This window comes from Rhodobacter sp. SY28-1 (assembly GCF_005222785.1).
Classification (GTDB): Bacteria; Pseudomonadota; Alphaproteobacteria; order Rhodobacterales; family Rhodobacteraceae; genus Tabrizicola.
The window spans coordinates 850,279-865,508 of sequence record NZ_STGH01000001.1 but is presented as its reverse complement, the minus strand read 5'-3'; the positions used below and the strand labels follow the sequence as shown (position 1 = coordinate 865,508).

Annotated in this window: 15 protein-coding genes and 1 tRNA gene; 7 read left to right on the top strand and 9 right to left on the bottom strand. The window is 64.9% G+C overall.

From position 1 onward, the window contains the following. Positions 1 to 3: 3 nt before the first annotated feature. Positions 4 to 249: a DUF4170 domain-containing protein gene (locus E8M84_RS04245; protein ID WP_137109916.1), complete on the bottom strand. Its 246-nt coding sequence runs from the start codon at positions 247 to 249 to the stop codon at positions 4 to 6. A gap of 145 nt (positions 250 to 394) precedes the next feature. Here E8M84_RS04245 and E8M84_RS04240 point away from each other — a divergent pair, with 145 nt between their 5' ends. The 3 genes from E8M84_RS04240 to E8M84_RS04230 are packed head-to-tail and all read left to right on the top strand — an operon-like array spanning position 395 to position 2,025. Then, positions 395 to 1,276: an SPFH domain-containing protein gene (locus E8M84_RS04240; RefSeq protein ID WP_137109915.1), complete on the top strand. Its 882-nt coding sequence runs from the start codon at positions 395 to 397 to the stop codon at positions 1,274 to 1,276. A 1-nt stretch (position 1,277) separates the two neighbouring features. After that, positions 1,278 to 1,559, top strand: a complete 282-nt coding sequence (locus E8M84_RS04235; RefSeq protein ID WP_240790279.1) for a hypothetical protein — start codon at positions 1,278 to 1,280, stop codon at positions 1,557 to 1,559. Position 1,560: 1 nt separating this feature from the next. Next, positions 1,561 to 2,025: an NUDIX hydrolase gene (locus tag E8M84_RS04230; RefSeq protein WP_240790278.1), complete on the top strand. Its 465-nt coding sequence runs from the start codon at positions 1,561 to 1,563 to the stop codon at positions 2,023 to 2,025. A gap of 72 nt (positions 2,026 to 2,097) precedes the next feature. Here E8M84_RS04230 and E8M84_RS04225 read toward each other — a convergent pair whose 3' ends face one another. Next, positions 2,098 to 2,973: an FkbM family methyltransferase gene (locus tag E8M84_RS04225; protein WP_137109914.1), complete on the bottom strand. Its 876-nt coding sequence runs from the start codon at positions 2,971 to 2,973 to the stop codon at positions 2,098 to 2,100. A gap of 35 nt (positions 2,974 to 3,008) precedes the next feature. Further along, positions 3,009 to 4,025 (bottom strand): LacI family DNA-binding transcriptional regulator, encoded by a 1,017-nt coding sequence (locus E8M84_RS04220; RefSeq protein WP_137109913.1) that lies wholly within the window; start codon positions 4,023 to 4,025, stop codon positions 3,009 to 3,011. Between the two features lie 240 nt (positions 4,026 to 4,265). On the opposite strand from E8M84_RS04220, the gene E8M84_RS04215 reads away from it, so the two are divergent. Continuing rightward, positions 4,266 to 4,341 (top strand) — tRNA-Arg (locus E8M84_RS04215). 69 nt (positions 4,342 to 4,410) lie between these two features. Further along, entirely contained in the window at positions 4,411 to 5,763 is a 1,353-nt protein-coding gene (locus E8M84_RS04210; RefSeq protein WP_137109912.1) for an FGGY-family carbohydrate kinase, read from the top strand. A gap of 63 nt (positions 5,764 to 5,826) precedes the next feature. On the opposite strand, the gene rhaM is transcribed toward E8M84_RS04210, so the two are convergent. The 6 genes from rhaM to E8M84_RS04180 form a co-directional block, all read right to left on the bottom strand. After that, complete coding sequence (gene rhaM / locus E8M84_RS04205) at positions 5,827 to 6,141, bottom strand: L-rhamnose mutarotase (protein WP_137109911.1); 315 nt, start codon at positions 6,139 to 6,141, stop codon at positions 5,827 to 5,829. After that, positions 6,141 to 7,097, bottom strand: coding sequence for an ABC transporter permease (locus E8M84_RS04200; protein WP_137109910.1), 957 nt, complete (start codon positions 7,095 to 7,097; stop codon positions 6,141 to 6,143). The genes rhaM and E8M84_RS04200 overlap by 1 nt, the downstream gene beginning before the upstream one ends. Continuing rightward, positions 7,094 to 8,098, bottom strand: a complete 1,005-nt coding sequence (locus E8M84_RS04195) for an ABC transporter permease (RefSeq protein ID WP_137109909.1) — start codon at positions 8,096 to 8,098, stop codon at positions 7,094 to 7,096. The genes E8M84_RS04200 and E8M84_RS04195 overlap by 4 nt, the downstream gene beginning before the upstream one ends. Positions 8,099 to 8,237: 139 nt before the next feature. Further along, the gene (locus tag E8M84_RS04190; protein WP_137109908.1) at positions 8,238 to 9,749 is read right to left on the bottom strand and encodes a sugar ABC transporter ATP-binding protein; all 1,512 of its coding nucleotides are present in this window, start codon (positions 9,747 to 9,749) and stop codon (positions 8,238 to 8,240) included. A gap of 67 nt (positions 9,750 to 9,816) precedes the next feature. Then, positions 9,817 to 10,863: a substrate-binding domain-containing protein gene (locus E8M84_RS04185; protein WP_137109907.1), complete on the bottom strand. Its 1,047-nt coding sequence runs from the start codon at positions 10,861 to 10,863 to the stop codon at positions 9,817 to 9,819. A 41-nt stretch (positions 10,864 to 10,904) separates the two neighbouring features. Further along, positions 10,905 to 11,705 (bottom strand): DeoR/GlpR family DNA-binding transcription regulator, encoded by an 801-nt coding sequence (locus E8M84_RS04180; RefSeq protein ID WP_205914561.1) that lies wholly within the window; start codon positions 11,703 to 11,705, stop codon positions 10,905 to 10,907. Between the two features lie 158 nt (positions 11,706 to 11,863). On the opposite strand from E8M84_RS04180, the gene E8M84_RS04175 reads away from it, so the two are divergent. Together E8M84_RS04175 and rhaI are read left to right on the top strand one after the other, a co-directional pair. Beyond that, positions 11,864 to 13,933, top strand: coding sequence for a bifunctional rhamnulose-1-phosphate aldolase/short-chain dehydrogenase (locus E8M84_RS04175; protein ID WP_137109906.1), 2,070 nt, complete (start codon positions 11,864 to 11,866; stop codon positions 13,931 to 13,933). 9 nt (positions 13,934 to 13,942) lie between these two features. Then, positions 13,943 to 15,229 (top strand): L-rhamnose catabolism isomerase, encoded by a 1,287-nt coding sequence (rhaI, locus tag E8M84_RS04170; protein WP_137109905.1) that lies wholly within the window; start codon positions 13,943 to 13,945, stop codon positions 15,227 to 15,229. Position 15,230 lies beyond the last annotated feature (1 nt).

Here is a 15,230-nt window from a genome sequence, read left to right as displayed (position 1 = left end):
GGATCAGTTGCCCAGTTCCTCGGTCGCCGAAGCGGCGGCGGATTCGTCGCGCAGCCGGTGGATATGGGCGATGAAATAGCGCATGTGGGCATTGTCCACAGTGCGCTGCGCCTCGCCCTTCCAGGCCCGATACGCGCTTTCGTAGTTCGGGAACATGCCGACGATATGGATCTGGCTTACGTCGCGGAAGACGTTGGTCTGGGGGTCCACCAGCTCGCCACCAAAGACGAGATGCAGGCGCTGGGTCATGATCGGCTCCGTTCAGGTCAGGCGCGGCGACACTATCCGCTAAGCGCGGCAGGGGGAAGTGACGGACAGGGTCTTGCGCAGGGCGTGATCCGGGGTCACATTCCCGTCAACGCCTGCAGGGCGGAGTTGGACCGGAGGATTTGACGTGGATCTTGACTTTCTCATTGGCTGGCCGGGCGTTTATCTGGCAATCGCGCTTTTCATCATCCTTTGCATTTTCCTTGGCGTGCGGATCGTGCCGCAGTCGGAAAAGCATGTGGTCGAGCGTTTCGGACGCCTTCGGGCCGTGCTGGGGCCCGGGATCAACTTCGTGGTGCCCTTCCTAGACCGGATCGCGCACAAGGTATCCGTGCTGGAACGTCAGCTGCCGAATGCCTCGCAGGATGCCATCACCGCCGACAACGTGCTGGTGAAGGTCGAAACCAGCGTCTTCTACCGGGTGACCGAGCCGGAAAAGACCGTCTACCGGATCCGGGACGTGGATGGCGCGATTGCCACGACGGTGGCGGGGATCGTCCGCAGCGAGATCGGCAAGCTGGAGCTGGACCAGGTGCAGTCGAACCGCGCGCAGCTGATTGAACGCGTGCGCGAGCAGGTCACGGCGATGGTCGACGACTGGGGGGTCGAGGTGACCCGTGCGGAAATCCTGGACGTGAACCTGGACGAGGCGACGCGGGCCGCGATGCTGCAGCAGCTGAACGCCGAACGCGCGCGGCGGGCGCAGGTGATGGAGGCCGAGGGCAAGAAGCGGTCGGTCGAGCTTGCGGCTGACGCCGACCTTTACGCCGCCGAACAGGCCGCCAAGGCGCGCCGCGTGACGGCGGATGCCGAGGCCTATGCGACGGGTGTCATCGCCGGGGCGATCAAGGAAAACGGCCTTGAGGCCGCTCAGTTCCAGGTCGCGCTGAAGCAGGTCGAGGCGCTGCAGGCCGTGGCCGTCGGTCAGGGCAAGCAGACGATCCTGGTGCCCGCGAACGCGCTGGAAGCCTTTGGCGACGCGTTCAAGATGCTGAAGGGACGGGGCTAAGATGTTTGCAACCCTGATGGGAACCTGGTGGGCCTGGGTGATCCTGGGCTTTGCCCTGGGCGTGCTGGAGGTGCTGGCACCCGGCTTCATCTTCCTGGGCTTTGCCATCGGCGCGGTGGTGACCGGGGTCCTGGTGGGGATCGGTGTCTCCGCGGGTCCGGCGGCGCTGATCCTGATCTTCGCGGTCGTCTCGGTCCTGGCCTGGCTGGTCCTGCGCCGGGTTGTCGGGGTCCGCGAGGGGCAGGTGAAGGTCTGGGACCGCGACATCAACGACCAGCCCTGAGGTGGAGGTCTCGGCTTCCATCGATTTCACGGGAGCCAAGGCCGCGCTGTTCTGCGACGGATTCGTCCTGACCTACCTGCGGGATGAAAAGCCCGGGCTGCGCTGGCCGGGGCTTTGGGACTTGCCGGGTGGCGGGCGTGAGGGGGCCGAGGGCCCCGAGGACTGTCTTCTGAGGGAGCTTTGGGAGGAGTTCGGGCTGCGGCTTTCGGCCGACCGGCTGGTCTGGCGGCGAGTGTTTCCGTCGATGGTCGAGGCAGAGCGGACGTCGGTCTTCTTCGGGGGCTGGCTGACCCGGCAGGAGGTTGCGGCGATCCGGTTCGGGGATGAGGGTCAGGGCTGGGAGCTGATGCCGGTGGTCGGGTTCCTCGGGCATCCGAATGCAGTGCCGGAGATGCAGCGGCGGGCGGGGATTGTCTGGAGGGAGGTCTCGGGTGCCCAAGCGGGACAGGCCGAGCTGCGCGTTTGATTTCAAGGGGTTGGTCGCGGGCGTTTACCAGTCGCCAACCATCTTCACGGGCGGTGGGCAGGACTGCCCACCCTACGATGTCGGTTGAAGAGCCTGCAAAAGGCGATGCTGCAAAGGCCCGGGCAGCGCGCCTTTGTCAACCAGAAGGCCGGCCAGCCGCAGGGTCGCGCTGATCGCGGGATAGCAGAGCGCCAGGATGAAGAAGAGCCGCTTCAGGTCCTCGACCGGCAGTGTCTCCCACCCGGTGAAGTCGCGCAGATAGATCGCGTCGGCGTCAATCCATTGGCCGATGTCCCGACGCTTGGCCTCGAAATACAGATCGTTCGGCGTGCCGGTGCACGGGAAGCGGTGGGCCGAGGCAAAGCCGAAGAACCGCAGTCCAAGACTGCGCAGCATCGCGTCCTGATCGGCAAACAGCGGCTGGCCCTGGTAGATCGGGACGAAGGCGACCTCGGTCTGGATGCAGAGCGCGCGGGCCAGTTTGCGGCTGCCGCCCCGGAACGCTGCCAGCTCTCCACCCTGTATGTCGATCTTCAGCCAGTCGATCTGTGGAAGGTCGGCGATATCATCCAGCGGAACGGTCTGGACCGGCTGCCGCGCGGTGACCTCGGTCAGGGCGGCGAAGGAATGGATATGCGCGGTGATCGCGGGATCGGGCGCAAGCGTCGAGACAAAGCCCGGATGCCGCGTCAGGTGCAGGGTCGCAGGGCCGCCGTCGCCGATGGCATGGGGCAGATAGCGCCGGGTGTCGGAGGCGGGGAGTTTCGCCAGTTCGTCGGGGTTCGGCTCGAACCCGGTCAGCCGGGCGAGGCCAAGGGACAGAAGCGGCTCGTATGGCGGTGTCTCGCTGGTCGGCAGGCCGGAGGCGCCGATGTCGACGACCTGTATCGGCGTGTCCAGCGGCAGGGCGCGGATCAGGTCGGCGACAAGATCGGCGGGAAGCTTCATGCCGTCACGATCCGCAGGCCGGGCGCTGGCATCGGTCAGCGGCGGATCGTGTCGCCGGGCTGCAGCGTCGGGAACAACTCCACCTTTTCGCCGGGGGTGGCCTTGCCGGCGATGATCTCGGCGGCCTTGCGGCCGATCTCCAGACGGCAGGCGTCCATCGTCGCCAGTTTGCGCGGCAGACCGTCGAGCAGTTCGACCCCGTTGAACCCGGCAAGGCCGATGCGGCCAGGGACATCAAGGCCTTTGTCGAGGCAGTAGAGAAGGCCCCCTGCCCCGATCATGTCGTTGGAATAATACAGGAAATCGACGTCAGGGGTCCGGTCCAGGACTGCCGCCGTCATCTCGCGCCCCTTCAGAAGCGCCGAACCGCCCGAATAGTATTCGCGGTCGACGAGCGTGAGGCCTGCCTTGCCCAAGGCCTCCTCAAATCCTTCCAGCCGCTTCTTGGCGCGGAAGTCGTTCGGCATCTGGGTGCCGAGGAAGGCGATCTTGCGGTAGCCGGCGGCGATGATCGCCTCGGCCATCTGACGCCCGGCGCGGCGGTGGGAAATGCCGACGGCATGGTCGATCGGCGTACCGTCGATGTCCATGATCTCGACGATGGGGATACCTGCGCGGGCCAGCATGGCTTGCGACGCCTGGGAATGCTCCAGCCCCGCGATGATCATCCCCGAGGGCCGCCAGGACAGCATTTCGTAGATGACCGATTCCTCACGGTCGGACAGGTAGTTGGTGACGCCGACAACGGGTTGCAGGCCGGTACCTTCCAGAACTTCGGAAATGCCGGTCATCACTTCCGGGAAGACCATGTTCGACAGGCTTGGAATTACCACGCCGACAAGGTTCACCCGCTGCGAGGCGAGCGCGCCTGCGATCTTGTTGGGGACGTAGCCTAGGGCGCGGGCGGCCTCCAGCACCTTTTCGCGGGTCGGTGCCGAGACGTCGCCCCGGTTGCGAAGGACCCGGCTGACCGTCATTTCCGAGACGCCCGAGGCCTCGGACACATCGCGAAGGGTCAAGGTGTGGCGCGGGTCGGGCGTAGGCTTGGTCAAGGCGCTGATCCGGTAACTGCGGTATCCCTTGTTAGCGCCAAAGAGAAGGCTTGTCCAAGCTGGTTTCGTCTGCTAATGTTACCGCTAACAGCCGTTCGTGCTGGCCATATCTGCCGTGTCCTTGCAAGCTCTCAAACTGGATGCGACGGACCAAAGGGGGGGTAGTGGGCCAAAACTTGCCTCCCCTTTTCATTTCCGGCAGTTGAATTGTGGTGCGTTTCGTCGCATGAGGGTTCGCGTGGCCCCGTAGCTCAGGGGATAGAGCGGCCGCCTCCTAAGCGGCAGGTCGATGGTTCGAATCCATCCGGGGTCACCATCGTGACGCTTCCTTCCTAAAAATCAATCGGATAGGCTGGTTCCCGGGACTTCCCGGGGGGCGAGTTTGATGCGGCGGATCGCGGTTCTGGACATCGGCAAGACCAATGCCAAGGTGCTGGTCGTTGACCTTGCCACGGGCGCCGAGGAGGTGCTGGCGCGGACTCCGAATGCGGTGGTGCGGGAGGGGCTGTATCCGCACCACGATCTGGAGATGCTTTGGTCCTTTGCGCTGTCAGGTCTGAAGCTCGCGGCGGCGCGGGGGGTTGATGCGGTGTCTATCACCGCGCATGGGGCGGCTTGCGTTCTGGTGGATGATGTCGGTGGGCTGGCGTTGCCGATGCTGGATTATGAGCATGTCGGGCCGGACGGGATGGCGGCGGAGTATGACGCGGTCCGACCGGCGTTTGCCGAGACGGGGTCTCCGCGTCTTCCGGTGGGGCTGAACGTCGGCGCGCAGGTGTTCTGGCTGTCCCGGGCGTTCCCGGCAGAGTTCGCGCGGGTCCGCCATGTGCTGATGTTGGCGCAATACTGGTCGTACCGGCTGTCGGGCGTGGCGGCGAGTGAGGCGACTTCGCTTGGGTGCCACACAGACCTGTGGAACCCTTGGGAGGGGCGGTTTTCGTCGCTGGTCGGCCGGATGGGCTGGGAGGGATTGTTCCCCCCGGTGCGGAAGGCGGCGGATGTGCTGGGGCCGGTTTTGCCCTCGGTTGCCGAGGCGACGGGGTTGCCGGCGGGAACGCCGATCCTGTGCGGGATCCACGATTCCAATGCCTCGCTGGTGCCGCATCTGGGGGAGGCCCCGTGCGGGGTTCTGTCGACGGGAACCTGGATGATCGTGATGGCTTTGGGCGGTCGGAAGGTGGAGCTGAATGCAAGCCGCGATGTGCTGGTGAACGTGAATGCGCTGGGTCAGCCGGTGCCGACGGCGCGGTTCATGGGCGGACGCGAGATGGAAGAGATCATGGGGGGGCGGATCGTGGAGCCGTCTGCGGAGGATCTGCGTGCGGTGCTGGAGGGGCGGGTGATGGCGATGCCGTCCCTGCACCCGGAGACCGGGCCGTTTCCGGGCAAGCGGTTCGGCTGGATTGGGGGCGAGCCGCAGGGTGGCGCGAGGATGGCGGCGGCGTCGTTCTATGCGGCGCTGATGGGGGCGGAGTGTCTTGATCTGGCGGGGGCCGAGGGGCCGGTGATCGTGGAGGGGGCCTTCGGGGGGAACCTCGCCTTCCTGCGGATGCTGGCGACGGCGACGGGGCGGGTTGTCCGTGGATCGGGTCAGGGGGCTGGGACCGGATTGGGCGCGGCGCTGCTGGCGGGGCCATTGGCGGTAAAGGCGGCTCCGGCAGTTGAGGTCTTGCCGGAGAACGATGCGTTGTGGACTGGGTATGTCGGGGCTTGGCGGGAGGCTGTCGCTCTGCGGTAAGCTCCTCGTGCGCTTCGCTTCTCGTCGCAAGCGAGGAGGAGACGACGTCGAACGAGGAGCGTCTCAGGCCATGTAGAAGGTTTCCGTCAGCGGGATCGCCACGGGGGAGCCGTCGGGGTTCGTGGCCATGATGTCGCCCATGTAGGCCCACCAGCGCGTCATCACCGGGTGGTTGGGCAGGTCGTCCATGGTGTGATCCGAGCGGCGTTCGAGGTAGCCGAAGAGGGTCATGGTCTCGCGGTCGAGATGGATCGAGTAGTTCGAAATTCCCGCTTCGTGGAGCAGGTCAACCAGCTCTGGCCAGATCTCGTCATGGCGGCGGGTGTATTCGGCCTCCATGCCTTTGTTCAGGCGCATCTTGAAGGCGTGGCGCTGCATCAGGCGTCCTTTCTTTGGCGGGCTTTGACGTCGGCCAGAAGGTTCGGCAACAGGACCGAGCCGATCAAGAGGACGCCGATCACGCCGGTCTGCATGTGGCCGGTGATGCTCATCAGGCCCATGCCGTTCCTCAGGTTCAGGACGATCAGGATCGACAGGAGCACGCCCACCATGCTGCCCTTGCCGCCAAAGATGCTGACGCCGCCGAGGAGGACCATGGTGATGATGTCAAGCTCGAACCCCAGCGCGGTGTCGCCGCGGACGGAGCCGAGGCGGGCGGCATAGAGGAGGCCGCAGAGGGCGGAGACGAGAGCGGAGAGAAGGAAGAGCACGGTCTTCACCCGGGCGACGTTCAGGCCGGAGAAGCGGGCGACCTCGGCGTTGGTGCCGATGACGATGACCTGACGGCCAAAAGAGGAGCGATGGAGGGTCATGCCGAGGAGGATCAGCAGGAGGACGAACAGGACCATGGCAAGGGGGATCGGGCCGATCAGGCCCTTTTGCCCGAGGTCGGTGAACCATTGCGGGAAGTCGCCAAGCGAATTGTCCTGGACCAGCACGCGGGCGAGACCGCGGAAGCCGATCAGCATGGCAAGCGTCACGACAAGCGAGGGGATGCCGACGCGGGCGATGAGGACGGCGTTCACGGCCCCGGCGACAAGACCGGCGGCGAGGCAGATGAGGCAGGCGAGGCCGCCCGGGGTCCCCGCGTTTACGAGGTAGCCGAAAAGCGCGGCGGAGAGGCCCATGATCGAGGCGACGGAGAGGTCGATCTCGGCGTTGATGATGACGAGGGTCATGATCAGGGCGACGATGATCTTCTCGATCGACAGCTGGAAGAGGTTGATCTGGTTTTGCACCGTCAGGAATTCGGGCGCGAAGCTGGCATTGAGCGCGAGGGTCGCAAGGAAGACGGCAAGGAGGCCGGTTTCCCAGGGGGTGAGGAACTTGGTCATTCGCTGCCCCCTTTCCGCAGTCGGGCAAGCTGGCGGCTGGCGAGCGTGTCGACGGTGACGGCGGCCATGATGAGGCCCCCCAGAAGCGCATCACGCCAGAATTCGGAGACGACAGCCCAGCGGGTGAGCGAGTTGTCGATGGTGTCGACGAGAAGCGCGCCCATCAGGACGCCGATCATCGAGCCGGAGCCGCCCATGATGGAGACCCCACCGACGACGACGGCGGCGATGGATTTCAGCTCGTAACCCAGGCCCGCGACGACGGTGATGTTGCCGAACTTGGCGAGGAAGAGGAAGCCGGAGAGGCCGGCGAAGGCTCCCGCCAGGACGAAGGCGGTCAGGACGACGCGGTTCGCGTTGATCCCGGCCATGAGAGCGGCGTCCGGGTTGGAACCGACGGCGTAGAAGCGGCGGGCGGGGCGGTAGAAGGTGAGGGCGAGGCCGGTGACGAGGACCGCCGCGAGAGCAAGGACCACGGTGACGCGGATATCGAGGCCGCCGATGGAGAAGGCGTTGGCAGAGGGGAGGTCAACGAGCCATTGCGGCAGGCTGGCGGTGGTGATGGTCTTGGCATCGGACCATTCGACGAGGAAGCTGCGGAAAAGCGCGAGCGTGCCGAGGGTCACGATGATCGATGGCACGCGGCCCCAGGCGATGATGAGCCCGTTGATGGCTCCAAGCGCGGCGCCGAGGGCCATGCAGAAGAGGACGGCGAGGATGGGGTGGAGGTCGGGCATGGAGGAGAGCGTCTGGCCCGCCATGTAGGCGACGACGCCGAGGATCGAGCCTGCAGAGAGGTCGATGTTGCGGGTCATGATGACGATGGCTTGCCCGACCGCGATGGGCAGCACCACGGCGGCGGAGGTGCTGATCCGGTTGAACATGCGGGGGGAGAGGTAGCCCTCGATCTGGGTGGCGAAGAACAGAATCGTGGCGAGGAGGGCGAGGGCCAGGGCCAAAAGGCGCAGGGTCTGCGGCGAGGCGCGGGTGAGGAGGGTCATGGCTGGCCCCCGCTGGTGCGGACGGTTTTCAAATTGAGCGCTGACGCGCAAGCCTTTTCTCTCGCCTCTGCGCGCGAAGGGCGCGCAACCGGCTCGGAGGGCCTCCGGCGGGGATACTTGGAGACAGAAAATGTGGGGGTCATGCGGCGGGTCTTTCAGCGGAGGCTTGTCCAGCGGCCAGCGCGATGACGCGTTCCTGGGTGGCCTCTTCTATGGGGAGGATGCCGGCCTGGCGGCCTTCGCGCATGACAAGGACGCGGTCGGCAAGGGCCAGGACCTCGGGCAGGTCGGAGGAGATGACGAGGATGGCGACGCCCTCACTGGCCAGTTGGCGGATGATGGCGTGGACTTCGGCCTTCGCGCCGACGTCGATGCCGCGGGTGGGTTCGTCGAAGATCAGGACGCGGGGTTTGGTTTCCAGCCACTTCGCCAGCATGACCTTCTGCTGGTTGCCCCCCGACAGTTTGCCGACTTCGATCAGAGTGTCAGGCGAGCGGATGGCGAGGCGCTTGCGGTAGGTTTCGGCCATTTCCGCCTCGGCGGCGCGGTCGATGAGGCCGAAGGGCTTGAGGAGTTTTCCGAGACTTGCCAGCGAAATGTTGGCGAAGATGGAGAGCGGCATCGCAAGGCCAAGCTTGCGGCGGTCTTCGGAGACGTAGGCGATGCCGAGGTCCATCGCCTGCTGCGGGGTGGTGATGCTGACCTGTTGGCCTGCCAGCGTGATGGTGCCCTCGGTCGCGGGGGCGATGCCGAAGAGGGAGAGGGCGACATCGGTGCGGCGGGCACCGACAAGGCCTGCGAGGCAGAGGACCTCGCCCTTGTGGAGGTCGAAAGTGATGCCTTTGAAGGTGCCTTGCAGGCCGAGGTCTTTCACCGAGAGGAGGGTTTCGCCATGCGGGTTGGCGGCGGTCTTGACCGCGAAGCTTTCCAGCGCGCGGCCGACCATGTCCTTGACGAGGCCGTCTTCGGTGACCTCGGCGATGGGTTTGGTGCTGATGTGCTGGCCGTCGCGGATCACGGTGACGCGGTCGGCGATGCGGAAGATCTCATCCAGGCGGTGAGAGATGTAGATGACGGCGACGCCCTGGGCCTTCAGGGCGCGGGCGATGTCGAGGAGGCGGGCGACTTCGTGGGCTGACAGGCTTGCGGTCGGTTCGTCCATGATCAGGACCTTGACCTTCAAGGACAGCGCGCGGGCGATCTCGACCGTCTGCTGTTCGGCCAGCGTCAGCCCCGAGGCGGCGCGGCGGACGTCGAGTTTGACGCCCAGGGGGGAGATAAGGGCGTCGGCTTCCGCATGGATCTCGGACCAGCGCATGATGCGGCCCTTGGCGCGGTTCGAGATGAAGATGTTTTCCGCGACATTGAGGTCGGGGAAGACCATCGGTTCCTGGTAAATCGCGGCGATGCCTGCGTCTTGCGCGGCTTGAGTGGATTTCAGCGTGACGGGCTGGCCGTCGACACGGATGGTGCCGGTGTCGGGCTGGTGGACGCCGGTCATGATCTTGATGAGGGTCGACTTGCCCGCGCCGTTCTCGCCGACGATGGCGTGCACCTCGCCGGGCATTACCGAGAGCGACATGTCCTTCAGCGCCTGGGTGGCGGCGAAGGATTTGGACAGGCCAAGGAGTTCCAGGACCGGCTGGGTCATGGGGCGTTCCGATGCAAGAAGAGGAAGGGGGCTGCGCATTGGCAGCCCCCAGGGAGCAAAGGCTGCCTCAGTTGGCGGCGGCTTCGACGTTGTCCTTGGTGTAGACCGTGAACGGCCCCATCAGGATGCGCTTGGCGCCCGGGCGGCCCGGGTCTTCCTCGATCTTGAACGTACCCATGCGGCCTGCGGTGAACTCTTCGCCGACATCCCCTTTGATGGCTCCGGTCGCAAGGGCGTAGGAGGCCTGGTAGGTCAGGTAGCCGAGGTCAACGAAGCTCCACAGCGCAAACTGCGGGGCGCAGCCGTTGAGGCTGTAGCTGACCATTTCCGCAGGCAGGCCAAGGCCGGAGACCTTGACCTTTTCGCACAGGCCCTCGTCCTGCATGGCCTTGGCGGCGGCGACGATGCCGACAGTGGTCGGGGCCATGATGACCTTGAGGTCCGGGTACTTGTCCACGAGGCCGAGGGCCTTGTTGTAGGATTCTTCCGACTGGTCGTTGCCGTAGACGACGTCGACCAGTTTCAGGTCCTTGTACTTGGCGTCCGAGGCCATCGTTCCCTTCATCGCTTCGATCCAGGCGTTCTGGTTCGAGGCGTCAGGGGATGCCGACAGTATCGCGACTTCGCCCGCGCCACCGGCGAGGTCGAAGGCCATGTCAGCCATCACGACACCGATGGAGCCGAAGTCGACCTGGGCCACGAAGAACGATTCACCCGCGCCGTTCGGGATCGGGCTGTCCCAGGTCACGACCTTGGTGCCAGCGGCGGCAGCGGCTTCGGCGGCAGGCGCAATCTGGTCGCCCGCGTTGTTCGACAGCATGACCACGTTCTGCTTTTGCGTCGTGGCGTTGGTCAGCATCTCGATCTGGCCAGCGGCGGAGTTTTCCGGGGTCGGGCCGATGAATTCCAGCGTGCCGGTCGAGCCAAGCTCGGCCGCGGCTTCCTGGGCGCCGCGGTTGGCCTGGTCGAAGGGCAGGATGCCGAGGAACTTGGGCAGCAGGACCGCGTTCACGGCCTGGCCGGGGGTGGCGGTCACGGGTTCGGCCATCGCGGTCGAGCCCATCAGGGTCGCAAGGCCCGCCGCAAAGGCAAGGCCGGTGAGTTTCATCATCATTGGTAGTCTCCTCCCGTTTATGTTTTCCTGCCGTGCCCTCCTCAGGCCGCGGTCAGGACCTTCGCTTCCTTGGGGTCGATCAGGATCACCTCGACACCCAGTTGTCGAAGATGGTCCAGCATGTGGGGTGGCGCGCCCGTGTCAGTGACCAGTGTCGAGACACGGGTCAGCGGGCAGACCACCATGTTGCCGCGCGCCTCGAACTTGGTCGAGTCGGCGACGACAATCAGGTTTTCGGTGCGGGAGAGGAGCTTTGCCTCGGCCCGGGCCACCAGCGGGTCGCTTTCGATGATGCCAAGCGGCGTGATCGAATAGCAGGACATGAACATCTTCGACGCAGCGAAATGCTGGATCGCGTCCTCGTCGAAGGGGGAAAGGATGATCCCGGCCTCGCGATACAGCTCTCCGCCCGGCAGGACGACGCGGTTCATCGAGTGGGCGATCAGTTCCTGCGCGATGGGGAAGGAGTTGGTCAGGACCTGCATCCGGTGCTGGCGCAGGTATTGCGCCATGAACCAGGTGGTGGAACCCGCGTTGAGGATGATGGAATCGCCGTCCTGGCAGAGGTTCGCCGCACCCTGGGCCACGGCCTGCTTGAGGTCGGCGTTCAGGGTCTGGCTGGAATCGAAAGATTGCGCGGTGAGCGGCGTTTGGCCGGAGGCCACGGATTCCGCCCCGCCGTGGACCCGCCGCAGCTGGCCGGAGTCTTCCAGTTTCGCGAGGTCACGGCGCAGGGTGGCGACCGAGGCGCCGGTCACGCCCACCAGGTCGGCCACGCGGACGATGCCACGGTCCCGCAGGCGGGTCAGGATCAGCTGCCATCTTTCGCGTTCGTGCATCATGGTTGGGAAGGCTGTCAGAATCGCTCATATCCGTCAACAAACAATCGCAATGCTGCATTGCGGAAGATTCTCTGCGGTGCAGTATGGCGTTTCGTGATTGACTGTGAGCGTTTCGTCCCTATCCTGACGGGCAACCACTTCAGCCAAAGTCCGGACCAATGACCCAGGAAATCACGCTCAAGTCCCTGTGGGACGACGCTTATGCCGCCACCTTGGATGAGCCTGGGAAGCTTCTCTACCGGTCGAACCTGCTGGGATCGGACCTGAGAATCACCAACTTCGGCGGGGGGAACACGTCCGCGAAGGTCACCCATAAGGACCCGCTGTCGGGTGAGGATGTGCAGGTGCTTTGGGTGAAGGGATCCGGCGGGGACATCGGGTCGATGAAGCTGGACGGCTTCGCGACCCTCTACATGTCGAAGCTGATGCAGCTGCGCGCGCAGTACCGGGGGCTGGACCAGGAAGACGCGATGGTCGAGGCGCTGGGGCACACGATCTTCAACCTGAACCCCCGCGCGCCGTCGATTGATACCTGGCTGCATGGGTTCGTGCCTTACGCGCATGTGGACCACGTCCATTCCGACGCCGTGATCGCGATTGCTGCCAGTGCCGATCAGGTGCGGCTGACCGAGGAGATCTTTGGCGGTGAACTGGGCTATCTGCCCTGGCAGCGGCCGGGGATTGATCTGGGGATCAAGCTGGGCCGGATGGCGGAGGAGAACCCGAGGCTGAAGGGTGTGGTGCTGGGGCAGCATGGGCTCTTCACCTGGGCGGAGACGGCGAAGGACTGCTATCTGCTGACCTTGGAGATGATCAATCGCGCGGCGGTCTGGCTGGACACGAACGTCAAGCGGCCGGTGTTTGGCGGGGAGAAGGTTGCCTCGCTGGAGGCTACGGAGCGCAAGGCGACGGCCCGCCGCCTGATGCCCTTGATCCGGGGGCGCATCTCGGGCGGGGCGCATATGGTCGGCCACTTCACCGACGCGCCAGAGGTGCTGGAGTTTGTGAACTCTCATTCACTTTCCGATCTGGCGCCGATGGGGACGTCCTGCCCGGACCACTTCCTGCGGACGAAGATCAAGCCTTTGGTCGTCCCCGCGGATGCCGATGCAGTCGCGCTGGACGGTCTGATTGCGGGCTACCGAGCGGACTATGCGGCCTACTACGACCGCTGCAAGCGCCCGAACTCCCCCGCGATGCGCGACCCGAATGCGGTGATCTATCTGGTGCCGGGCGTGGGGATGATCTCTTTCGCCAAGGACAAGGCGACGGCAAGGGTCTCGGCAGAGTTCTACGTCAACGCGATCAACGTGATGCGTGGGGCCTCGGGGGTCTCCAAATATCAGGGCCTGCCGGAGCAGGAGGCCTTCGACATCGAATACTGGCTGCTGGAGGAGGCGAAGCTGCAGCGTATGCCGAAGCCAAAGCCGATGGCGGGCCGGGTGGCCTTCATCACCGGCGGGGCGGGGGGGATCGGGTCGGCCAGCGCGGAGCGGCTGCTGCGGGAAGGGTGCAACGTTGTGCTGGCGGATATCGACCAGACCGCGATGGATGAGGTCGTGGCAGGCTTCGCCAAGCGCTATGGCCGCGACATTGTGCGGGGCGTGGTTATGGACGTGACCAGTGAGGCGGCGGTGATCTCGGCGGTGGAGTACACCGTGGGCGAATACGGCGGGCTGGATGTGCTGGTGAACAATGCGGGGATTACATCAGCGGCGGCGGTCGAGGATACGACGCTGGCGATGTGGAACAAGACGATGGACATCCTGTCCACCGGCTATTTCCTGGTGGGGCGCGAGGGCTATCGTGTTCTGAAAGCTCAGGGAATCGGCGGGTCGATGGTGTTCATCTCGTCGAAGAACGGGGTGGCGGCCAGCCCTGGTGCTAGTGCCTATTGCACCGCGAAGGCGGCGGAGATCCACCTTGCGCGCTGCATGGCGCTGGAGGGCGCGCCGATGGGGATCAGGGTCAATGTGGTGAACCCCGATGCCGTATTGCGGGGCTCGAAAATCTGGAAGGGCGAATGGTCGGAACAGCGCGCCGCATCGAACAAGATCGCCGTGTCGGACTTGGAGGAGCATTACCGCAAGCGCAGCCTGTTGCAGCGGTCGGTCTTTCCCGAGGACATCGCGGAGGGGGTCTACTTCTTCGCCAGTGACCTGTCGGCGAAGTCGACGGGCAATTTCCTGAACGTGGACGCGGGCAATGCCGTGTCCTTCACGCGCTAGGGGGTGGCGATGCTGATTTCCGAAGATCTGGTCGGGTCGCTGAATGAAGAGGCGAAGGCGGCGCATGAGGATGAGTTTGGCGCGCTGGGACGGAAGCTTGCCCGCCGTGGAGTCGATATCGAGGCGATGGTCAAGCGGGCGATGGACTGGTCGGTGGCCGTGCCATCCTGGGGCGTGGGGACCGGTGGTACGCGGTTCGCGCGGTTCCCGGGGCGCGGAGAACCGCGGAACATCCACGACAAGCTGGCCGATTGCGGCGTGATCCAGCAGTTGACGCGGGGCACGCGGACAGTTTCCCCGCATATCCCCTGGGACAAGGTTTCGGACTACAATGCGCTCCGGCAAGAGGCGGCGCAGTATGGGCTGGGGTTCGATGCGGTGAACTCCAACACCTTCCAGGACCAGGTGGATCAATCACTATCCTACCGCTACGGCTCATTGGCGAACAGCCGTTCGGATATCCGCGCGCAGGCGGTAGCGCATAACATCGAATGCATCGAAATCGGGAAGGCTTTAGGAGCCCCCGCGCTGACGGTCTGGATCGGCGACGGGACGAATTTCGCAGGGCAGCAGAGCCTGAGCGGCATGTTCGAGAACTACCTGTCGGCGATGGAAGAGGTCTATGCGGCCTTGCCCCCGAACATGGCGATGTTCATCGAGCACAAGATGTATGAGCCGGCTTTCTATTCGACGGTGATCAGCGATTGGGGGTCGTCGCTGATGGCGGCACAACATCTGGGGCCGCAGGCGAAATGCCTGGTGGACCTGGGCCACCACGCGCCGAACGTGAACATCGAACAGATCGTGGCGCGGCTGGTGCATGCGGGCCGCTTGGCAGGGTTCCACTTCAACGATTCGAAGTATGGCGACGATGATCTGGATTCGGCTTCGGTAGACCCGTTCCGCCTGTTCCTGGTCTTCAACGAACTGGTCGAAGCCGAGCTGCGCGGGGCCAAGGGCTTTGCACCGTCCTACATGATCGACCAGAGCCACAACGTGACCGACCCGATCGAAAGCCTGATGGGCTCATCGGTGGAGATCGCCCGGGCCTATGTCCAGGCATTGCTGGTGGACCGGAAGGTGCTGGCCGAGGCGCAGGAGGCCAATGACGTGATGGCCGCCCACCGCACACTGAAGGCCGGATTCCTGACCGACGTCTCGCCGATCCTGGCCGAAGCGCGGATGCGGCAAGGCGGGGCTTTTGACCCGATCGCGGCTTACCGGGCCTCTGGGTATCGCGACCGGGTGGCGAAGGAGCGGCCAGAGGTAAAGGGGTCCTCGTCCGGCATCGTGTAAA

What these genes read in the sequence shown, in the direction of transcription:
- E8M84_RS04245 (WP_137109916.1), bottom strand. Translation starts at nt 249, where the DNA reads ATGACCCAGCGCCTGCATCTCGTCTTTGGTGGCGAGCTGGTGGACCCC.
- E8M84_RS04235 (WP_240790279.1), top strand. Translation starts at nt 1,278, where the DNA reads ATGTTTGCAACCCTGATGGGAACCTGGTGGGCCTGGGTGATCCTGGGC.
- E8M84_RS04225 (WP_137109914.1), bottom strand. Translation starts at nt 2,973, where the DNA reads ATGAAGCTTCCCGCCGATCTTGTCGCCGACCTGATCCGCGCCCTGCCG.
- E8M84_RS04210 (WP_137109912.1), top strand. Translation starts at nt 4,411, where the DNA reads ATGCGGCGGATCGCGGTTCTGGACATCGGCAAGACCAATGCCAAGGTG.
- rhaM (WP_137109911.1), bottom strand. Translation starts at nt 6,141, where the DNA reads ATGCAGCGCCACGCCTTCAAGATGCGCCTGAACAAAGGCATGGAGGCC.
- E8M84_RS04200 (WP_137109910.1), bottom strand. Translation starts at nt 7,097, where the DNA reads ATGACCAAGTTCCTCACCCCCTGGGAAACCGGCCTCCTTGCCGTCTTC.
- E8M84_RS04195 (WP_137109909.1), bottom strand. Translation starts at nt 8,098, where the DNA reads ATGACCCTCCTCACCCGCGCCTCGCCGCAGACCCTGCGCCTTTTGGCC.
- E8M84_RS04190 (WP_137109908.1), bottom strand. Translation starts at nt 9,749, where the DNA reads ATGACCCAGCCGGTCCTGGAACTCCTTGGCCTGTCCAAATCCTTCGCC.
- E8M84_RS04185 (WP_137109907.1), bottom strand. Translation starts at nt 10,863, where the DNA reads ATGATGATGAAACTCACCGGCCTTGCCTTTGCGGCGGGCCTTGCGACC.
- E8M84_RS04180 (WP_205914561.1), bottom strand. Translation starts at nt 11,705, where the DNA reads ATGATGCACGAACGCGAAAGATGGCAGCTGATCCTGACCCGCCTGCGG.
- E8M84_RS04175 (WP_137109906.1), top strand. Translation starts at nt 11,864, where the DNA reads ATGACCCAGGAAATCACGCTCAAGTCCCTGTGGGACGACGCTTATGCC.
- rhaI (WP_137109905.1), top strand. Translation starts at nt 13,943, where the DNA reads ATGCTGATTTCCGAAGATCTGGTCGGGTCGCTGAATGAAGAGGCGAAG.